This window comes from Amycolatopsis sp. NPDC043889 (genome assembly GCF_056435645.1).
Map to the genome: position 1 here is coordinate 67,173 of NZ_JBWKEC010000007.1, position 16,841 is coordinate 84,013.

Consider the following 16,841-nt stretch of genomic DNA (forward strand, 5'->3'; position numbering starts at 1 on the left):
CTACGAAAGGATGCTGCCGCCGAAGTCGTCGTCATCGTCGTCCTGCGTGCGGCGGCGGCGCGGGATCGGCTTCGGCTGAGGCGGATTCTGGGGCGGATTCTGGGGCGGACTCGCCTGCGAGGACGGCGGCTCTTCTTCCTCCGGGCCGAAGCGGTGGTGCCGCTCGGGTTCCGGCGGTGCGAGGTTCTCCTCCGGCGGGGCTTCCGGGAAGGTGCTCTGCGCTTCCGCGATCACCCGGTTCGCCGTCTCGTCGGTGGTTCCGACCGTCTCGGCCATCGCCGCCTGCAGCAGCTCCGGGATCCGGGACTGCGCGAGCTGGACGAGGCGCATGACCTGCGACGAGACCTCCGCCATCCGTTTGCCGCTCGCGGCTTCGGAGATGACCAGGTTCGTGAGCAGGCCCTTCGAGTCGATCGTGACCTCGATGGTGTTGTCCTTCGACCGCTCGGTCACGGTCTGGCCCTGCATGCGTGCGGCCATCGCCTGATAGCGCGCGGCGGTCTCCTGGATCTGCTTCGTCCAGTTGTCCACCATTCGTTCGCTGGCGTCGACGTTGTCCGGCATCGGGACCCTTCCAAAGCTGCATGCTGACGTCTTCACACTGACGGTCCGAAGACGCCACCGGTTCCGGTGTGCTCGAAGTTGCGTCGAACAGCCTAGTGCTCATCCGATGTACCACTCAGGCACGACAAAGTCGGCCCTATCACGCAGCGAAAGGGCCCCTCACCGCACGAAGTGCGATGAAGAGCCCTTTCACGCCTGCGAACTGCCGGAGTCAGAGATTGCCGCGGCGCTCCTGCTCACGTTCGATGGCCTCGAACAGGGCCTTGAAGTTGCCCTTGCCGAAGCCGAGCGAACCGTGTCGCTCGATGAGCTCGTAGAACACGGTCGGGCGGTCGCCGATCGGCTTGGTGAAGATCTGCAGCAGATAGCCGTCCTCATCGCGGTCGACCAGGATGCGGTGCGCCTTGAGCGTCTCGATCGGCACCCGGACCTCGCCGATCCGCGCGCGCAGCTCCGGGTCGTCGTAGTAGGAGTCCGGGGTGTCGAGGAACTCGACGCCCGCGGCGCGCATCGCGGTCACCGTCGCGACGATGTCGTTGGTGGCCAGCGCGATGTGCTGGCAGCCCGCGCCGCCGTAGAACTCGAGGTACTCGTCGATCTGCGACTTCTTCTTGGCGATCGCCGGCTCGTTGAGGGGGAACTTGACGCGGTGGTTGCCGTTGGAGACCACCTTGCTCATCAGTGCCGAATACTCGGTCGCGATGTCGTCGCCGACGAACTCCGCCATGTTCACGAAGCCCATGACGCGGTGGTACCAGTCGACCCAGTAGTCCATCTTGCCGAGTTCGACGTTGCCGACGCAGTGGTCGACGGCCTGGAACAGCCGCTTCGGCGCGCCTTCCGGGCGGACGACGCTGCTCTCGCGCGGCTCGTAGCCGGGCAGGTAGACACCGGTGTACTTCGACCGGTCGATCAGCGTGTGGCGGGTCTCGCCGTAGGTCGCGATCGCGGCGATGCGCACGGTGCCGTGCTCGTCGGAGACGTCGTGCGGCTCCTCGAGGACGGTGGCGCCCTGCGAGCGGGCGTGTTCGATGCACCGGTCGACGTCGGCGACCTCGAGCGCGAGGTCGATGACGCCGTCGCCGTGGCGGCGGTGGTGGTCGAGCAGCGGGGAGCCGGGCTTGACGCCGCCGGTGATCACGAAGCGGGCCGAGCCCGACTTCAGCACGAACGACTTGCGCTCGAAGTTCCCGGTCTCGGGGCCGGAGTACGCGACGAGCCGCATGCCGAAAGCGACCTGGTAGAACCACGCGGTCTGCGTGGCGTTGCCCGCGATGAACACCACCGCGTCCATCGACTTCACCGGGAAGGGGTCGGTCGAAGAGTCGTGATCGACGAGGCCGACGAGCTGACGCAGCTGGTCGTAGCTCACGTCGTCAAGAGCACCCTGGGGTTCCACTGTGTGCGTCATGCCCTGAAGCATCCGAGCGCGTGACAAAATGCGCAACGGTCAAAGATTTCACTGCGCACTATGTCCAGTCGAAGGCCGGATGTCGCAGTCAAAGTGGACAACCTGCGTAGGAGGTAAGGCCGATGTCGGAAGCACTCGACGCGCTCGACGCGCGGCTACTGCTCTTGCTCACCGACTCGCCCCGGCTCGGTGTACTCGAATGCGCCCGCCGTCTCGGCGTCGCGCGGGGCACCGTGCAGGCGAGGCTGGACCGGCTGACCGAACGCGGGATCCTCGGCGGGTTCCCGCCCGAACTCGACCTCGCGGCTATGGGGTACGGCCTCACCGCGTTCGCCGTCCTGGAGATCGCGCAGGGCCGCCGGGCCGCGGTCGCGGAGGCGCTGGCCGCGATCGACGAGGTGTGCGAGGTCTACGCGACGACCGGCCAGGGCGACCTCTTCGTGCGGATGGTGGCGCGCAGCAACGACGACCTGCAGCGTGTGGTGGACGAGGTGGTCGGCGCGCCATACGTGCGGCGGACGTCGACGTCGATCGCGTTGTCGACGCCGGTTCCGCCGCGCGTACGGCCGCTGCTGGAACGGCTGGCGAGGAGCTAGCCCACCTGGCTCAGGTACCGCTTCGCCGACCGCTGGACCGCCTCGTGACCGTCGGTGCGGATGATCGCGTCCCACCAAGCGCCGTAGATCGCCTCGAACTCGTACGGTTCGAGCATCTCGGCGGCGCGCCGGACGACCTCGGGACGTTCCGGGATCAGGTTCGGATAGCTGTACATCATGCCGACGAAACGGCGGTCGGGGATGACCTGCAGGATGTCGCCCGAGAGCACCGCGCCGCGGCCGTTCTCGCCGTCCGGCCAGTGCAGTACGGTCCCGCCGGCGAAATGCACGCCGAGGTTGATCAGCCGCAGGTCGGGGGCGACGTCGAGGGTCGCGCCGCTCCACAGCTTGATCGCCGGATCCGGCCTGCCGATCCACTGCTGGTCGCCCTCGTGCAGGTAGACCGGCACGTCGAAGGCGTGGGCCCACTCGACCATGGTGGTGTAGTAGTGCGGGTGGCTGATCGCGATGCCGGTGATCCCGCCGAGTTCGCGGACCTTCGCGACCAGATCGTCGTCGATGTAGCCCGCGCAGTCCCACAGGAAGTTGCCGGATCCGGCCTTGACCAGCAGAGCCCGCTCGCCGATGGCGAAGTTGGGTGTGGATCCGACCCCGATGAGGCCGGGTCCCTGCTCCTCGACGCGAGCCGTGTACGTCCCGCTCGCGCGGACGGTGTTCAGATCGGTCCACCGTTGTCCGGCCTGCGGGATGTACTGACGTTCGTCCTCGCAGATCGGGCAGTCGGACCTGGGTTCCGCGTACTGCATGCCGCAGGCGACGCAGATCGGTAGCTCGCTCATGATTCCCTCCAGAATTCTCCGGAGGTCACGCTAACGGCTCATATGCGTGCCCGGCCATATCGGGCCGGGTGACGCCGAAGAGGCGCCGCCCGCATCCAACTCGCGTTGTGTGCGGAGGGCGCCCCTTCATCGAGTTCCCTGGGCCTTCGGCTCAAAAGCAGCGCGCGGAGGCTCACTTGCCGGTGTACGGCACGGCCTTGACGAGCGTCACCTTCTGGATGCTGCCGTTGGGCAGCTCGTACTCGCGGGTCTCGCCCTCTTTGGCGCCGAGCAGCGCCTTGCCGAGCGGGGACTCCGGCGAGTAGACGTCCAGGTCGCCCTCGGTGCCCTCTTCACGGGTCGCCAAGAGGAAGTTCTCGTCTTCGTCGTCACCGTCGTAACGCACGGTGAGGACCTTGCCCGGTCCCGCGCTGCCGTCGTTGGCGGGCGGCTCGCCCACCTTGGCCGAGCGGAGGAGCTCCTGGAGGTGGCGGATGCGGGCCTCGTGCTGGCCCTGCTCTTCACGGGCGGCGTGGTAACCGCCGTTCTCCTTGAGGTCGCCCTCTTCCCGGCTGTCGTTGATCTTCGCAGCGATGACCGGGCGGAGCTCGATGTAGTGGTCGAGTTCCTGCTTGAGCCTGTCGTAGGCATCCTGGGTCAGCCAGGTCACCTTTGTGTCGCTCACGGTCACCATCTCCTAGTAGGGCCTGCCAGGCTTGGGTGTACAAGCCGGCCACCGGACCGGCATGGCGCGCCGGCCTGGCTGAGATAAAGGAAAAACACGGCCCGTCTTGGGCCGTGCCGGTAGATCAGAGTAACACGGCGCGAGGCATCGCCGCCGGTGGAATTCGGTCGCGCCTCGGCGTTGGGCGCCGGTTTCACCCCGTTGGCCGCTATGGCCTTGACAGGTACCGTGGTACGTCGTATGAGCACCCGAAGATATCAGCCGTGACCGGCCTTCCGATGCTCTTGATGGTGGTTGTCACCCTGCTGTTCTTCGAACCGGGCTGAATCAAGACCTCTTTACGGCCGCTTTCGGCCCCCGCCTTGTCGCGGACCCGGACCACGCACACGCCAGGCCGGTTCACATCGTCCCTGGTCACGTTGATGGTGATCTCCATCGCGTCGCCCGGCTTCTCGTCGAACGAGACGCGCTCGCCCTCGATGGGCGCGCTGCCGAAGTTCGTGTACGCGACATAGGTGATTCCGCCGCTGACCAGCAGCGCGACCAGGCCGAACACCAGGCGCCGCCAGCGCGCGGGCTTCGCGGCGCGAGTCTTGCCGTAGCGGTCCTCGGGCACGTCCGTCCGGGTGCTTTCCGCGCTGGGAGCATCCTGTCCCGTGCTCAACCCGGGCCTCCGGTAGGTCTCGTCGTGCTCGCAGGGACAATGGGGTCGTATGCGAGTGGTTCCCCTCGAGTATCCGCGCCCGGCCGGGCAGGCCGTCAGGCAGGGTCTGGAGGGGAATAGGGAACGAGAAGGGGACGTTCGGAGCATGGTGTCAGCCGATGAACCGCCGAAGTCACGCCTCCGCCTGATGGCGGTGCACGCGCACCCCGACGACGAGTCGAGCAAGGGTGCCGCCACCATGGCCAGGTACGCCGCCGAAGGGCACGAGGTCATGGTCGTGACCTGTACCGGCGGCGAAGCGGGCAGTGTGCTGAACCCGGCCATGGACCGTCCCGACGTACTGGCCAACATGACCGAGATCCGCCGGGAGGAGATGGCCCGCGCGGCCAAGATCCTCGGCGTGAGCCACACGTGGCTCGGGTTCATCGACTCGGGCCTGCCCGAGGGCGACCCGCTTCCCCCGGTCCCCGAGGGGTCGTTCGCGGTCATCCCGCTCGAAGAGTCCACCGGCGCCCTGGTGAAGGTCATCCGCGAGTTCCGCCCGCACGTGATCGTCACCTACGACGAGAACGGCGGGTATCCGCACCCCGACCACATCCGCACGCACGAGATCTCGGTCGCGGCCTTCGACGCTGCGGGCGAGGCGGAGCGGTACCCGGACGCGGGCGAGCCGTGGCAGCCGATGAAGCTGTACTACGTGCACGGGTTCTCGCGCGCCAGGATGACCGTGTTCCACGAGGGCCTGCTCGCGCGCGGCCTGGAGTCGCCGTACGAGGAGTGGCTCAAGTCGTGGGACCCGGAGAAGGCCGACGTCATGGAGCGGGTGACCACCCGCGTCGAATGCGGCGACTACTTCGAGCAGCGTGACGAGGCCCTCAAGGCGCACGCCACCCAGATCGACCCGAACAGCCGCTGGTTCGCCGTCCCCCGCGACCTGCAGCGCGAGGTCTGGCCGACCGAGGAGTACGAGCTGGTCCGCTCACTGGTGGACAGCACCCTGCCGGAGGACGATCTGTTCGCCGGCTTGAAGGAGGGCTAGATGAGTTTCGTGGTGCCGGCGTTCGCCGTCGTTCCGGTGACGGTGTCGTCGCAGTTCCTGGCGCAGCAGCCCGGCAACGGCGACAACGGCGGCCAAGGTGAGGACTTCGGCAAGTCGTCGCCGGTGGGTTTCCTGATCCTGATCCTGTTCCTGATCGCCGTCGCGCTGCTGGTGCGGTCGATGACCAAGCACCTGAAGCGGGTTCCGGAGAGCTTCGACGAGCCTGCCGCTCCGGCGGAGGAGGCTCCTGAGGATCCGAAAGCCGACGCGGAGGAGTCTGCGGCGAAGGCCGAGAAACCGACCGCCAAATCCGACTGACGCTCGTGAGTGGTAAGGACGGTTCTAACCGTCCTTACCACTCACGAGCGAAAGCGCGTCAGAGGCGCGGGTCGACCGGATCCGACTCCAGTGCCAGCACGGCGAACACGCACTCGTGCACCCGCCACAGCGGTTCCCCGCGCGCCAGCCGCTCCAGTGCCTCCAGCCCCAGCGCGTATTCGCGTGACGCCAGGGCCCGCTTCCGGTTCAGCCCGCGTTTACGCAGCCGCTCCAGGTTCTCCGGCAACGTGTAGTCCGGCCCGTAGATGATCCGCAGGTACTCCCGCCCGCGCACCTTCACTCCCGGCTGCACCAGCCCGCGCGCGCCGCGCGTCAGGTTCGCCGCCGGTTTGACGACCATGCCCTCGCCGCCCGCGCCGGTCAGGTCCAGCCACCACTCGACGCCGCGAGCCACCGACGCCGGGTCAGTGGTGTCCACGACCAGAGTCCGCGTGCGCGTGAACAGGTCGCCGGTGAGCCGGTCCAGCAGTGAAAGGTGCCAGTCGTGCGGCCGGTCGTGGTACGCGCGTCCCTCCGACGCCAGGATCTGGAACGGCGCCAGCCGGACGCCGTCGAGGTCGTCGGTCGGCCAGCAGTAGCGCCGGTACGCCCGCCGGTACGCGTCCACAGTGGACTCGCGCACCCGTGTCCGCTCCATCAGGTCCGACACGTCCACCCCACGAGCCGCGGCCGCGTCCAGCGAGGCGACGGCGGCGGGCAGCACGGCTTGGGCCGCCGCGCCGACGGCCGCGTACTGACCCGAGATCAGCGACCCCGCTTTCGCGCTCCACGGCAGCAGTTCCGTGTCGAGCAGCAGCCAGCCGGTGTCCAGCTCCTCGAACAGTTCCGACGCCGCTTCCCGCACACCGGCGAGCAGCCGCGCGTTCTGGTCCGGGGTGAAGAACGGCCGCCCGGTGCGGGTGTACACCGCGCCCGGACCTTGGATCCCGAACCGCGCGGGCGCCACGTCGTCGTCACGGCACACGAGCACGACGGCCCGCGAGCCCATGTGCTTCTCTTCGCACAGGACGTGGTCGACACCCGCCGCGCGGAACTCGGCGAAAGCCTCCTCGGGATGTTCGAGGTAGCCGTCCGTGGCGGACGTCGAACACGGCGCCATGGTCGGCGGCAGGTACGGCAGCCAGCGCGGGTCGACGGCGAAGCGGCTCATCACCTCGAGCGCCGCCGCCGACTGTTCGGCGGAAACCCCGACCCGGCCGTGGTGCCGCGTCTCGATGATCCGCTTCCCGGTGACGTCGCCCAGTTCCAGCACCGCCGGTTCGCGTCCGCCCAGCGGCCGCGCCGGTTCGAGCGGGCGTGACGGCTCGTACCAGACCTTCTTGGCCTTCACCGAGACGACTTCCCGCTCCGGGTAACGCAAAGCGGTCAGCTCGCCGCCGAAGACGCAGCCCGTGTCGAGACACATGGTCCCGTTGATCCACTCCGGTTCCAGCGTCGGCGTGTGTCCATAGAGGACCATCGCCTTGCCGCGGTAGTCGCGCGCCCACGGCAGCCGCACCGGCAGGCCGTATTCGTCGGTCTCACCGGTGGTGTCGCCGTACAGCGCGGTGCTCCGGACCCGGCCGGACGCGCGCCCGTGGAACTTCTCGGGCAGGCCCGCGTGCGCGACGACAAGGTCGCCGCCGTCGAGGACGTAGTGCGCGATAAGGCCTTCGCAGAAAGCGTGCGCCTTCGCGCGGAAGTCCTCGTCCTGTGCGGCAAGCTGTTCCAGCGACTCCGCGAGACCGTGCGTCGTCTTGACGTTGCGCCCGTTCAGCGCGCGGACCAGTTTCTGCTCGTGGTTCCCGCAGACGACCAGCGCGCTGCCCGCCTCGGCCATCGCCATCACCCGGCGAAGCACCCCCGGCGTGTCGGGGCCGCGGTCGACGAGGTCGCCGACGAACACCGCGGTCCGGCCTTCCGGGTGCACGCCGTCGACGTAACCCAGTTCGGTGAGCAGTTCGTCCAGTTCCTCCCGGCAACCGTGGACGTCGCCGATCACGTCGAACGGCCCGGTCAGCTCGCGGCGGTCGTTGCGCAGCGGCTCGACGACGATCTCCGCTTCGGCGACCTCGGCTTCGCTCCGCAACACGTGCACGCGACGGAAACCCTCGCGCTCCAACGACTTCAGCGAACGATGCAGCTCGCCGCGCTGACGCCGGACGACGTGCTCGCCGAAGTCGCGGTCGGGCCTGGCCGCGTTGCGTTCGTGACAGACCTTCACGGGCAGATCCAGCACGATCGCCGTCGGGAGGACGTCGTGCTCCTTCGCCAGCTTCAGCAGGCTCGCCCGGGACGCGCGCTGGACGTTCGTCGCGTCGATGACGGTGATCCGGCCCGCTTCGAGCCGCTTCGCCGCGACGTAGTGGAGCACGTCGAAGGCGGCGGCCGACGCGCTCTGGTCGTTCTCGTCGTCGGCCACCAGACCTCGGAAGTAGTCGCTGGACAACACCTGCGTCGGCGCGAAATGCGTCCGCGCGAAGGTCGACTTGCCGGAGCCGGAGGCGCCGACGAGCACGACGAGGGACATGTCGGGGATGGTCAGTTTCATGCCACGGCCTCCTTTCGAGACGTGAAGACCGCCATTTGGGTCGGCGGTCCTGATTCCTGGGACTCCTGTCCCACCGGCAGGTGGCGGACGTCGTAGCCGTGTCGTGCCGCGACGCCTTCGGCCCATGAGCGGAACTGCTCGCGTGTCCATTCGAAACGGTGGTCGGCGTGCCGGAACCGGCCTTCTCCGAGGAATTCGAAGTGCCGGTTGTACTCGGCGTTCGGCGTCGTGACGAGCACGGTCCGCGGCGCGGCGACACCGAACACGGCGTGCTCCAGCGCGGGCAGGCGCTCCTCGTCGACGTGCTCGATCACCTCCATCAACACGGCCGCGTCGTATCCGGCCAGCGACGGATCCGCGTACGTCAGCGCGGACTGCTTCAGGGTGATCCGCGTCTTGTCCTTCAGCCGCTTTTCGGCGATGTCGAGCGCGCTCGCGGACACATCGACGCCGACGATCTCGGTGAACGACGGCTCCTTCTGCAGCACCCGCAGCAGCGCGCCACCACCGCAGCCGAGGTCGAGCACACGCCGCGCGCTCGCCGCCCGGAGTGCCGCGAGCACACTGCCCTGGCGCTGGACGGCCAGCGGCTCTGGCCGGTCCGGCAGCTCGGTGACCAGGGCCTCGGCTTCGGCCGGCACGTCGTCCGCCTCGGCGAGTCGGGCGAGCGCGTACGAGACGATCGGGCGCCGTCGTTCGAGGTACCTGTTGGTGATCAGGTCGCGTTCCGGATGCCCGGCGAGCCAGCCTTCGCCGACTCGCAGCAGCTTGTCCGCTTCGTCCTGGCCGATCCAGTAGTGCTTGTCGCCGTCGAGCGCGGGCAGCAGGACGTACAGGTGCCGCAACGCGTCGACGACGCGCTGGGTGCCGGTCAGCTGGAGATCGACGTAGCGGGAATCGCCCCACTGCGGGAATTCGGGATCGAGCGGGATGGCCTTCGTTTCGACCTGCCAGCCGAGAGGTTCGAACAGCTTGTGGACGACCTCGGCGCCGCCGCGCGCGGTCAGCGACGGCACGCGGATCTCCAGCGGGAGCCGCTCGTCGGCCAGCTCCGGCCGGTTCGCGCACCGGCCCGCCAGCGCCGTCGTGAAGACCGCCCGCAGCGCCACCGCCAGATACGAGCCGCCCGCGTACGGCCGGTCGTTGACGTACTGGGTCAGCGACGTGCCGCCCCCGCGCACGAGCTCGACCGGGTCGATCTCGACCAGCAGCGCGACGGTGCAGCGCTCGTCGGACGCCTCGGGGTAGAAGACGTGCGCCGTTCCGGCCGAGAGCGTGAAGGACTGCGCCTTCTCCGGATGCTTGTGCAGGAGAAAGCCCAGGTCGGTGGCGGGGTTCCGAGTGGTCGTCATGGTCAAGAGCACCGGATGAGTGTCGCGCAGAAGGCCGTTCTGCGCGCCCGCTTTTCCGCGTGCGACCCTGGTGACATGTCGAACCGCCTGAAGGCCGCGACCAGTCCGTACCTGCTGCAGCACGCCGGCAACCCGGTGGACTGGTGGCCGTGGGGTGAGGAAGCGCTGGCCGAGGCGAAACGGCGGAACGTGCCGATCCTGCTTTCGGTCGGCTACGCGGCTTGCCACTGGTGTCACGTCATGGCGCACGAGTCCTTCGAGGACGAGGCCACCGCCACGCTGATGAACGCGAACTTCGTCAACATCAAGGTGGACCGCGAGGAGCGCCCGGACATCGACTCGGTGTACATGGCGGCCACACAGGCGATGACCGGCCAGGGCGGCTGGCCGATGACGTGTTTCCTGACGCCGGAGGGTGAACCGTTCCATTGCGGCACTTACTATCCGCCGTCACCGCGGCCGGGGATGCCGTCGTTCTCGCAGCTGCTCGTCGCGGTCGCCGAGGCCTGGGGCGAGCGGCCGGACGAGTTGCGTTCCGGTGCCCGGCAGATCATCGCCCACCTCACGGAGAAGAGCGGGCCACTGCCTGAGTCCGTTGTGGACGGTGCTGCGCTGGATTCCGCGGTCGCCACGCTGCGCAAGGAGTACGACACCGGGAACGGTGGATTCGGGGGAGCGCCGAAGTTCCCGCCGACAATGGCCTTGAACTTCCTGCTGCGTCACCACGAGCGCACCGGTTCCGGCCTCGACATGGTCGAGCACACGGCCGAAATGATGACGACGGGCGGCCTTGACGATCAGCTCGCCGGAGGGTTCGCGCGCTACTCGGTCGACGCGCGCTGGGAAGTGCCGCACTTCGAGAAGATGTTGTACGACAACGGTCTGCTGCTGCGATTCTACGCGCAGTTCCATGGGGTGACCGGGCATGAGTACGCGCGGCGGACGGTCGAGGAGACCGCGGAGTTCCTGCTGCGCGACCTCGGGACGGCCGAAGGCGGTTTCGCCGCGTCGCTCGACGCGGACACCGATGGCGTCGAGGGGCTGACCTACGTCTGGACTCCCGCGCAACTGGCCGAAGTGCTCGGCGAGGAGGACGGCGCCTGGGCGGCCGAGCTGTTCCAGGTGACCGAGCGGGGCAATTTCGAGCATGGCGCTTCGACACTGCGGCTGCGCGAGCCGCATCCAGAGGACGAAATGCGTTATGAGCGAGTTCGCCGCGTGCTGCTGACCGCGCGAAACGAGCGACCCCAGCCCGCCCGCGACGACAAGGTGATCGCCGCGTGGAACGGGCTCGCGATCGGCGCGCTCGCCAAAGCGGGCGCGCGGCTCGATCGTCCACAGTGGATCGAAGCGGCGGCTCGCGCGGCGGCTTTCCTGATGGACACCCATTTCGTGGCCGGACGCCTGCGCCGGACTTCCCGCGACGGCGTCGTCGGCACGACGGCCGGGGTGCTGGAGGACTACGCGTGCCTCGCCGAGGGGCTGCTCGAACTTCACCAGGCGACCGGGGAACCGCGGTGGCTCGCCGACGCCATCACCTTGCTGGACCTCGCCTTGGCCCACTTCGGCGTGCCGGACGCGACGGGGGCCTACTACGACACGGCCGACGACGCGGAAGTCCTGGTGCAGCGGCCTTCCGACCCGACCGACAACGCGAGCCCGTCGGGGGCTTCGGCGCTGGCGAACGCGTTGCTGACCGCGTCCGTGCTGGCCGGGCACGACCGGGTGGGCCGCTACCGCGAGGCGGCCGAGCAGGCGCTGGCTCGGGCGGGACGGCTCGCCGCCCACGCGCCGCGGTTCGCCGGGCACTGGCTCACGGTCGCCGAAGCCGCCGCTGCCGGCCCGGTGCAGGTGGCGATCGTCGGTCCCGATGTCGCTTCACGCGCGGATCTGCTGGCCGCCGCCCTCGCTTCGTCGCCGGACGGCGCCGTCGTCGTGAGCGGCACGCCGGACGCGGACGGAGTACCGCTGCTGGCCGATCGGCCGCTGGTCGACGGTGCCGCCGCCGCGTACGTATGCCGTGGGTACGTGTGCGAACGGCCCGTCACGACCGCCGAGGAACTGGGCTCTCAGCTCGGCTGAACCCTTTTCGCCGGGGGAGAACACACCTGACTCTCCCCTGATACGCGCGTAGCGTCGGTAGCGTTGTAATCATGTAATCGCGGAGGCGAGCATGCACACCTACTTCAGGACGGCGAGGCAGATGGGACGTGGAGGCTGGAAAGGCCGGGGCGGCTGGCAGCAGGCGGACATCCCGTCGGCGGACGACGCGGCCGCGTGGTTCGGCGGCAGGCTCCCGGAGGGCTGGTTCACCGGCGACCCCGAGGTCACGGTGGATCGCGAAGAGATCGTCATCGTCGGCGAACTCCAGCCGCTCACCGGCGAGTACGCCGACGACGCCGCCCGCGCGGCGGCCGAGGACGGCCGGATCAGCCGGTTCCGCGAGGAGACCCGCGACGAGCGGATCGAGATCGCGCGCCAGGCCGAGCACCGCTATCAGCGCAAGGTCGCCTGGGGCGCGAGCCTCGGCGGCACACGGCACCTGTTCACCACGCATTCGGCGCCGGTCATGACCAGGCTGCGGCAGCCGGAACGACTGGTGCTCGACACCCTCGTCGACGCAGGCGTCGCCCGGTCGCGGTCGGAGGCGCTCGCCTGGGCGGTCCGGCTGGTCGGGGAACACGCGGACGCCTGGCTGGCCGAGCTTCGAGAGGCGATGACCAAGGTCGACGATCTCCGCTCACAGGGACCGGATCTTTCCTGAGGCCGGGGTCCGCCCGTAGAGTCGGGATTCCGCCGTCTTCACCGAAGTCCTCTTGTGAAAGAAGGCGTCATGGACGGCAGATTCTCCCGGCGTTGGCTGATCAAGGGCGGTCTCGTGGTGGCCGCGAGCCCACTGCTCGCGCCCACCGCCTCGGCGGCCCCGGCCCTTCCCTGGCCCGCGGCCGACGACATCGTCGCGCGGACGAAACGGCCGGTCTTCCCGGACCGGACGTTCTCGGTGCTCGATTTCGGCGCCAAGGGCGACGGGAAGACCGACAACACCGCCGCGATCAGGAAGGCGATCGAGACGGCCAACGCGCGCGGTGGCGGACACGTCGTCGTGCCGAAGGGCACCTTCGTCACCGGTGCGGTGTATCTCAAGAGCAACGTGGACCTGCATCTCGCGGCGGGCGCGGTGCTCGCTTTCGGTTCCGACGCCTCGAAGTTCCCGAACGTGCTCACCCGCTACGAGGGCATCGAGTGCGTGAACCGGTCGCCGATGATCTACGCGTACAAGGAAGCCAACATCGCGGTGACCGGGAAGGGCACCCTCGACGCGGCGGGCACGGCGTCCTGGAACAAGGGCAAGGACCGCGAATACCTGGAATCGCTGGTGGCCAAGGGAATCCCGCCGGAGCGGCGGATCGTTCCCGGTTCCGGGCACGCGATGCGCTCCACGTTCGTCGAGCCGTACTCGTGCGACACCGTGCTCATCGAAGGCGTCACGCTGAAGAACCCGATGTTCTGGCAGCTGCACCCCACGCTCTGCCGGAACGTCACGATCGACGGTGTCCGCACGGACGCGAGCACCGCGCATTCCAACACCGACGCCTGCGATCCGGAGTCCTGCGACCACGTCGTGATCGTGAACTCCCACCTCGGCGCGCACGACGACAACGTCGCGCTGAAGTCGGGTCGGGACGCCGACGGCCGCAGGATCGGCGTGCCGTGCCAGAACATCGTCGTCGCGAACTGCGTGATGGACGGCAACTGGGGCGCGATCACCTGCGGCAGCGAACAGACCGGCGGCATCCGGAACGTCTACGCGTACAAGCTTTCCGTCACCGGCGAGACGAAATACGGGCTGTACGTCAAGTCGAACACCTTGCGCGGCGGGTTCACCGAGAACGTCAACCTCGACAGCGTCTCCGGCACGTTCGTCCGCTCGGTCGTGTACGTCCTGCCGGACTACAACGGACAGACCGGCGCGTACGTCCCTCGGTTCGGGCCGTTCACCATCAGCCACTCCGCGAGCACGAGATGCGGGCAAGCGGCGTTCAACGTCCGGGGGTTGCCCAACTCACACGTTCGGGGATTGCGGGTGAGCGAGTGCCGCTTCGACGGTGTCGCGAACACGGAAAACGTCCTGAAACACGTCGATGACCTGCGGTTCGAGAACACGACGATCAACGGGAAACCGGTCTGATTCGTGCTGCGCTTCCCGATGCGGTGCGGCAGGCTTGGTGAAGACCGCACCGCATCGGAGGAACCGTGGACACACCAGGACTTCCCGCGAAGATCGACTCGGACGCGCTGACCACCGTCCTCGATGGACGGTGGGCCGGGCTCCGCCGCGCGGTGCGCGCGCAGATGGCGGCGGAGGACTTCAAAGACCCGGTCGACATCGACACCGAAGCCCATCGCGCCCAGGTGCTCGAATGGCTGCGCAAGCTCGCCGAAACCGACCGCCCGGGGCTCGGTTTCGACCCGGCGTACGGCGGTGGCGGCGACGTCGGCGGCGCGTTGACGTCGTTCGAGATGCTGGGCTTCGGCGACCTCTCACTGATGGTGAAGGCCGGTGTGCAATGGGGCCTGTTCGGTGGCGCGGTGCAGCTGCTCGGCACCGAACGCCACCACGAGCGCTACCTGCGGAAGATCAAGGATCTGGAGTTGCTGGGCTGTTTCGCGATGACCGAGCACGGTCATGGCTCGGACGTCCAGCACCTGCGCACCACCGCGACCTACGATCCGGCGACGCGCGAGTTCGTCGTGCACACGCCGGACCGGGGCGCGATGAAGGAGTACATCGGCAACGCCGCCCGCGACGGCGAACTCGCGGTGGTGTTCGCGCAGCTGATCACCGGTGGCGAGTCACGCGGCGTGCACGCGTTCGTGGTGCCGATCCGGGGCGAGAACGTGAGCGGTGTCGAGATCGAGGACTGCGGCCGCAAGGCGGGCCTCAACGGCGTCGACAACGGGCGGCTCACCTTCACCCAGGTGAGGGTTCCCCGCGAGGCGTTGCTCAACCGGTTCGGTGACGTCGCCGAAGACGGCACGTACAGCAGTCCGATCGAAAGCGACGGCCGCCGGTTCTTCACGATGCTCGGAACCCTCATCCGCGGCCGGGTCAGTGTCGCGGGCAGCGCCGGCAGCGCGACGAAGCGCGCGCTCGCACTGGCCATCCGGTACGGCGAGCAGCGGCGGCAGTTCGCGCGGCCAGGCGGCGAGGAGGTCGTCATCCTCGACTACCGCGCCCACCAGCGGAAACTGCTGCCCGCGCTGGCGACGTCGTACGCACTGCACTTCGCGCAGGAAGCACTCGTCTCGAAGCTGAACGACCTCGCCGAGGACGCGCCGGAGGAAGAGCAGCGAGAGCTGGAATCACGCGCCGCCGGCATCAAGGCCGTCTCGACCTGGCACGCGACCGCGACCATCCAGGCCGCCCGTGAGGCATGCGGTGGCTCCGGCTATCTCTCGGAGAACCTGCTCGCCGGGCTGAAAGCGGACACGGACGTCTTCACCACCTTCGAAGGTGACAACACCGTGCTGCTGCAACTGGTCGCGAAAGGGTTGTTGACCAGCTACAAGGATCATTTCGAGGACCTCAGCCCGCTCGCGACCGCGCGGTTCGTGGCGGAGCAGCTCGTCGAGGCCGTGATCGAACGGACGTCCGCGCGCAAGGTGGTCGAGCGGCTCACCGAAGCGGATGACGGCGACGTCCTCTACTCGCGCGAATGGCACCTGAAGCTGTTCGAAGACCGCGAAGAGCACGTACTCGGCGGCGTCGCGCAGCGCCTGCGTAAGGCGGGTTCGGACCCCTTCGGTGTCTTCAATGACGCGCAGGATCACGTGCTGCGCGCCGGGCGCGCGCACGTCGACCGGGTGGTGCTGGAAGCGTTCGTCGACGCCATCGAGCGCTGCGCCGACGCGGAAGCCCGTGAGCTGCTGGAGCGGGTCTGCGATCTCTACGCGCTCGCGAACATCGAGGCGGACCGTGGCTGGTTCCTCGAACACGGGCGCCTGACCTCCGGGCGTTCGAAGGCCGTCACCGCCGCGGTGAACGCGCTGTGCGCCGACCTGCGCCCGCACGCGCGGACCCTCGTGGACGCCTTCGCTATCCCCGAGCAGTACCTAGCGGCTCCGATGCTGCGGGACTGACCACCGCACGCTGTTCGGCGAGCTCGGCCCGCAACGCCTTGACCTCACGGGTCAGCTCGTCGAGATGCTCGCGGGTCACGGCCTGCGCGTTCTCGTCGGCCTCGGTCACCCGGCGGATCAGCCACGACGCGAGCGTCGCGGTGACCACACCGAGCAGGGCGATCCCGGCCACCATCAGCCCGACCGCGACGAGCCGGCCGGTGCCGCTGACGGGATAGCGGTCGCCGTAGCCGACCGTGGTGATCGTCGTGATCGACCACCACACCGCGTCCGGGAAATCGGTGATCGGCGCGTCCGGCGCGGCACGTTCGGCGTCGAGCACGGCGACCGCCGAACAGAACACGATGAGCGCCGTCGCGCCCACCGTGTAGACCACGACGCGGCCGCGCAACGACAGGCCGGCGTTGCGGTTGAGGACGTTGAGCACCGTGACCAGCCGGAGCAGACGCAGCTGCCGGATCAGCGGGAGCACGATGATCAGCAGGTCGAAGAGGTTGTGCTTCAGGAAGGCGCGCTTGTCCTCGGCGTGCTTGAGGCGGACGCCGTAGTCCAGGGCGAAGACCGCCCACGCGAGCCAGGTGACGACCTCGCACCAGACCCGCCCGGTGTGCCCGAGCGAGGGCTGGAGGATCGGCCAGGCGTACGCGGCCAGGAACAGTACGGCGGCGGTGTTGAGCGGCCACTCCATCCGTTTTTCCCACATCGAACGTCTCCTCACCTGGCCTTTCCCAGGTGCGTACG

15 protein-coding genes are annotated in these 16,841 nt (G+C 68.5%); 7 read left to right on the forward strand and 8 right to left on the reverse strand.

Annotation, left to right across the window (positions count from 1 at the left end; genetic code table 11):
- Both AC0685_RS16065 and hppD read right to left on the reverse strand, forming a co-directional pair.
- Window positions 1-564: a YbaB/EbfC family nucleoid-associated protein gene (locus AC0685_RS16065; RefSeq protein ID WP_478226226.1), complete on the reverse strand. Its 564-nt coding sequence runs from the start codon at window positions 562-564 to the stop codon at window positions 1-3.
- Window positions 565-775: 211 nt separating this feature from the next.
- Window positions 776-1,975, reverse strand: a complete 1,200-nt coding sequence (gene hppD, locus AC0685_RS16070) for a 4-hydroxyphenylpyruvate dioxygenase (protein ID WP_478226227.1) — start codon at window positions 1,973-1,975, stop codon at window positions 776-778.
- Between the two features lie 122 nt (window positions 1,976-2,097).
- On the opposite strand from hppD, the gene AC0685_RS16075 reads away from it, so the two are divergent.
- The gene (locus AC0685_RS16075; protein ID WP_478226228.1) at window positions 2,098-2,571 is read left to right on the forward strand and encodes an Lrp/AsnC family transcriptional regulator; all 474 of its coding nucleotides are present in this window, start codon (window positions 2,098-2,100) and stop codon (window positions 2,569-2,571) included.
- Here AC0685_RS16075 and AC0685_RS16080 read toward each other — a convergent pair.
- From AC0685_RS16080 to AC0685_RS16090, 3 genes are all read right to left on the reverse strand, one after another.
- Window positions 2,568-3,371, reverse strand: a complete 804-nt coding sequence (locus AC0685_RS16080; protein ID WP_478226229.1) for an MBL fold metallo-hydrolase — start codon at window positions 3,369-3,371, stop codon at window positions 2,568-2,570. The genes AC0685_RS16075 and AC0685_RS16080 overlap by 4 nt on opposite strands.
- A gap of 172 nt (window positions 3,372-3,543) precedes the next feature.
- Window positions 3,544-4,044 carry a transcription elongation factor GreA gene (gene greA / locus AC0685_RS16085; RefSeq protein ID WP_016337198.1) on the reverse strand — a complete coding sequence of 167 codons (501 nt, stop codon included), beginning with the start codon at window positions 4,042-4,044 and terminating at the stop codon, window positions 3,544-3,546.
- A 199-nt stretch (window positions 4,045-4,243) separates the two neighbouring features.
- Entirely contained in the window at window positions 4,244-4,699 is a 456-nt protein-coding gene (locus AC0685_RS16090) for a DUF4307 domain-containing protein (protein WP_478226230.1), read from the reverse strand.
- Window positions 4,700-4,844: 145 nt separating this feature from the next.
- On the opposite strand from AC0685_RS16090, the gene mca reads away from it, so the two are divergent.
- Together mca and AC0685_RS16100 are read left to right on the forward strand one after the other, a co-directional pair.
- Window positions 4,845-5,738, forward strand: a complete 894-nt coding sequence (gene mca / locus AC0685_RS16095) for a mycothiol conjugate amidase Mca (protein ID WP_478226231.1) — start codon at window positions 4,845-4,847, stop codon at window positions 5,736-5,738.
- Window positions 5,739-6,056: a hypothetical protein gene (locus AC0685_RS16100; protein WP_340687086.1), complete on the forward strand. Its 318-nt coding sequence runs from the start codon at window positions 5,739-5,741 to the stop codon at window positions 6,054-6,056. It begins immediately after the preceding gene.
- Window positions 6,057-6,114: 58 nt separating this feature from the next.
- On the opposite strand, the gene AC0685_RS16105 is transcribed toward AC0685_RS16100, so the two are convergent.
- Entirely contained in the window at window positions 6,115-8,607 is a 2,493-nt protein-coding gene (locus tag AC0685_RS16105) for a polynucleotide kinase-phosphatase (RefSeq protein ID WP_478226232.1), read from the reverse strand.
- Window positions 8,604-9,971 (reverse strand): 3' terminal RNA ribose 2'-O-methyltransferase Hen1, encoded by a 1,368-nt coding sequence (locus AC0685_RS16110; protein ID WP_478226233.1) that lies wholly within the window; start codon window positions 9,969-9,971, stop codon window positions 8,604-8,606. The genes AC0685_RS16105 and AC0685_RS16110 overlap by 4 nt, the downstream gene beginning before the upstream one ends.
- A gap of 63 nt (window positions 9,972-10,034) precedes the next feature.
- Between AC0685_RS16110 and AC0685_RS16115 the strand changes: the two genes are divergently transcribed.
- From AC0685_RS16115 to AC0685_RS16130, 4 genes are all read left to right on the forward strand, one after another.
- Window positions 10,035-12,041 (forward strand): thioredoxin domain-containing protein, encoded by a 2,007-nt coding sequence (locus AC0685_RS16115; protein ID WP_478226234.1) that lies wholly within the window; start codon window positions 10,035-10,037, stop codon window positions 12,039-12,041.
- 121 nt (window positions 12,042-12,162) lie between these two features.
- Window positions 12,163-12,723: a hypothetical protein gene (locus AC0685_RS16120; protein WP_192744116.1), complete on the forward strand. Its 561-nt coding sequence runs from the start codon at window positions 12,163-12,165 to the stop codon at window positions 12,721-12,723.
- A gap of 69 nt (window positions 12,724-12,792) precedes the next feature.
- Window positions 12,793-14,148: a glycoside hydrolase family 28 protein gene (locus AC0685_RS16125; RefSeq protein ID WP_478226235.1), complete on the forward strand. Its 1,356-nt coding sequence runs from the start codon at window positions 12,793-12,795 to the stop codon at window positions 14,146-14,148.
- 65 nt (window positions 14,149-14,213) lie between these two features.
- On the forward strand, window positions 14,214-16,100 hold the full coding sequence (locus AC0685_RS16130; RefSeq protein ID WP_478226236.1) for an acyl-CoA dehydrogenase family protein: 1,887 nt from the start codon (window positions 14,214-14,216) through the stop codon (window positions 16,098-16,100).
- Here the strand turns inward: AC0685_RS16130 and AC0685_RS16135 are convergent.
- Window positions 16,057-16,803: a potassium channel family protein gene (locus AC0685_RS16135; RefSeq protein WP_478226237.1), complete on the reverse strand. Its 747-nt coding sequence runs from the start codon at window positions 16,801-16,803 to the stop codon at window positions 16,057-16,059. The two genes, AC0685_RS16130 and AC0685_RS16135, sit on opposite strands and share 44 nt — an antisense overlap.
- Window positions 16,804-16,841 lie beyond the last annotated feature (38 nt).

Excerpts from the sequence above, each read along its gene's own strand:
- AC0685_RS16065 (WP_478226226.1), bottom strand. The coding sequence starts at position 564 with ATGCCGGACAACGTCGACGCCAGCGAACGAATGGTGGACAACTGGACG.
- hppD (WP_478226227.1), bottom strand. The coding sequence starts at position 1,975 with ATGACGCACACAGTGGAACCCCAGGGTGCTCTTGACGACGTGAGCTAC.
- AC0685_RS16075 (WP_478226228.1), top strand. The coding sequence starts at position 2,098 with ATGTCGGAAGCACTCGACGCGCTCGACGCGCGGCTACTGCTCTTGCTC.
- AC0685_RS16080 (WP_478226229.1), bottom strand. The coding sequence starts at position 3,371 with ATGAGCGAGCTACCGATCTGCGTCGCCTGCGGCATGCAGTACGCGGAA.
- greA (WP_016337198.1), bottom strand. The coding sequence starts at position 4,044 with ATGGTGACCGTGAGCGACACAAAGGTGACCTGGCTGACCCAGGATGCC.
- mca (WP_478226231.1), top strand. The coding sequence starts at position 4,845 with ATGGTGTCAGCCGATGAACCGCCGAAGTCACGCCTCCGCCTGATGGCG.
- AC0685_RS16100 (WP_340687086.1), top strand. The coding sequence starts at position 5,739 with ATGAGTTTCGTGGTGCCGGCGTTCGCCGTCGTTCCGGTGACGGTGTCG.
- AC0685_RS16105 (WP_478226232.1), bottom strand. The coding sequence starts at position 8,607 with ATGAAACTGACCATCCCCGACATGTCCCTCGTCGTGCTCGTCGGCGCC.
- AC0685_RS16115 (WP_478226234.1), top strand. The coding sequence starts at position 10,035 with ATGTCGAACCGCCTGAAGGCCGCGACCAGTCCGTACCTGCTGCAGCAC.
- AC0685_RS16120 (WP_192744116.1), top strand. The coding sequence starts at position 12,163 with ATGGGACGTGGAGGCTGGAAAGGCCGGGGCGGCTGGCAGCAGGCGGAC.
- AC0685_RS16125 (WP_478226235.1), top strand. The coding sequence starts at position 12,793 with ATGGACGGCAGATTCTCCCGGCGTTGGCTGATCAAGGGCGGTCTCGTG.
- AC0685_RS16135 (WP_478226237.1), bottom strand. The coding sequence starts at position 16,803 with ATGTGGGAAAAACGGATGGAGTGGCCGCTCAACACCGCCGCCGTACTG.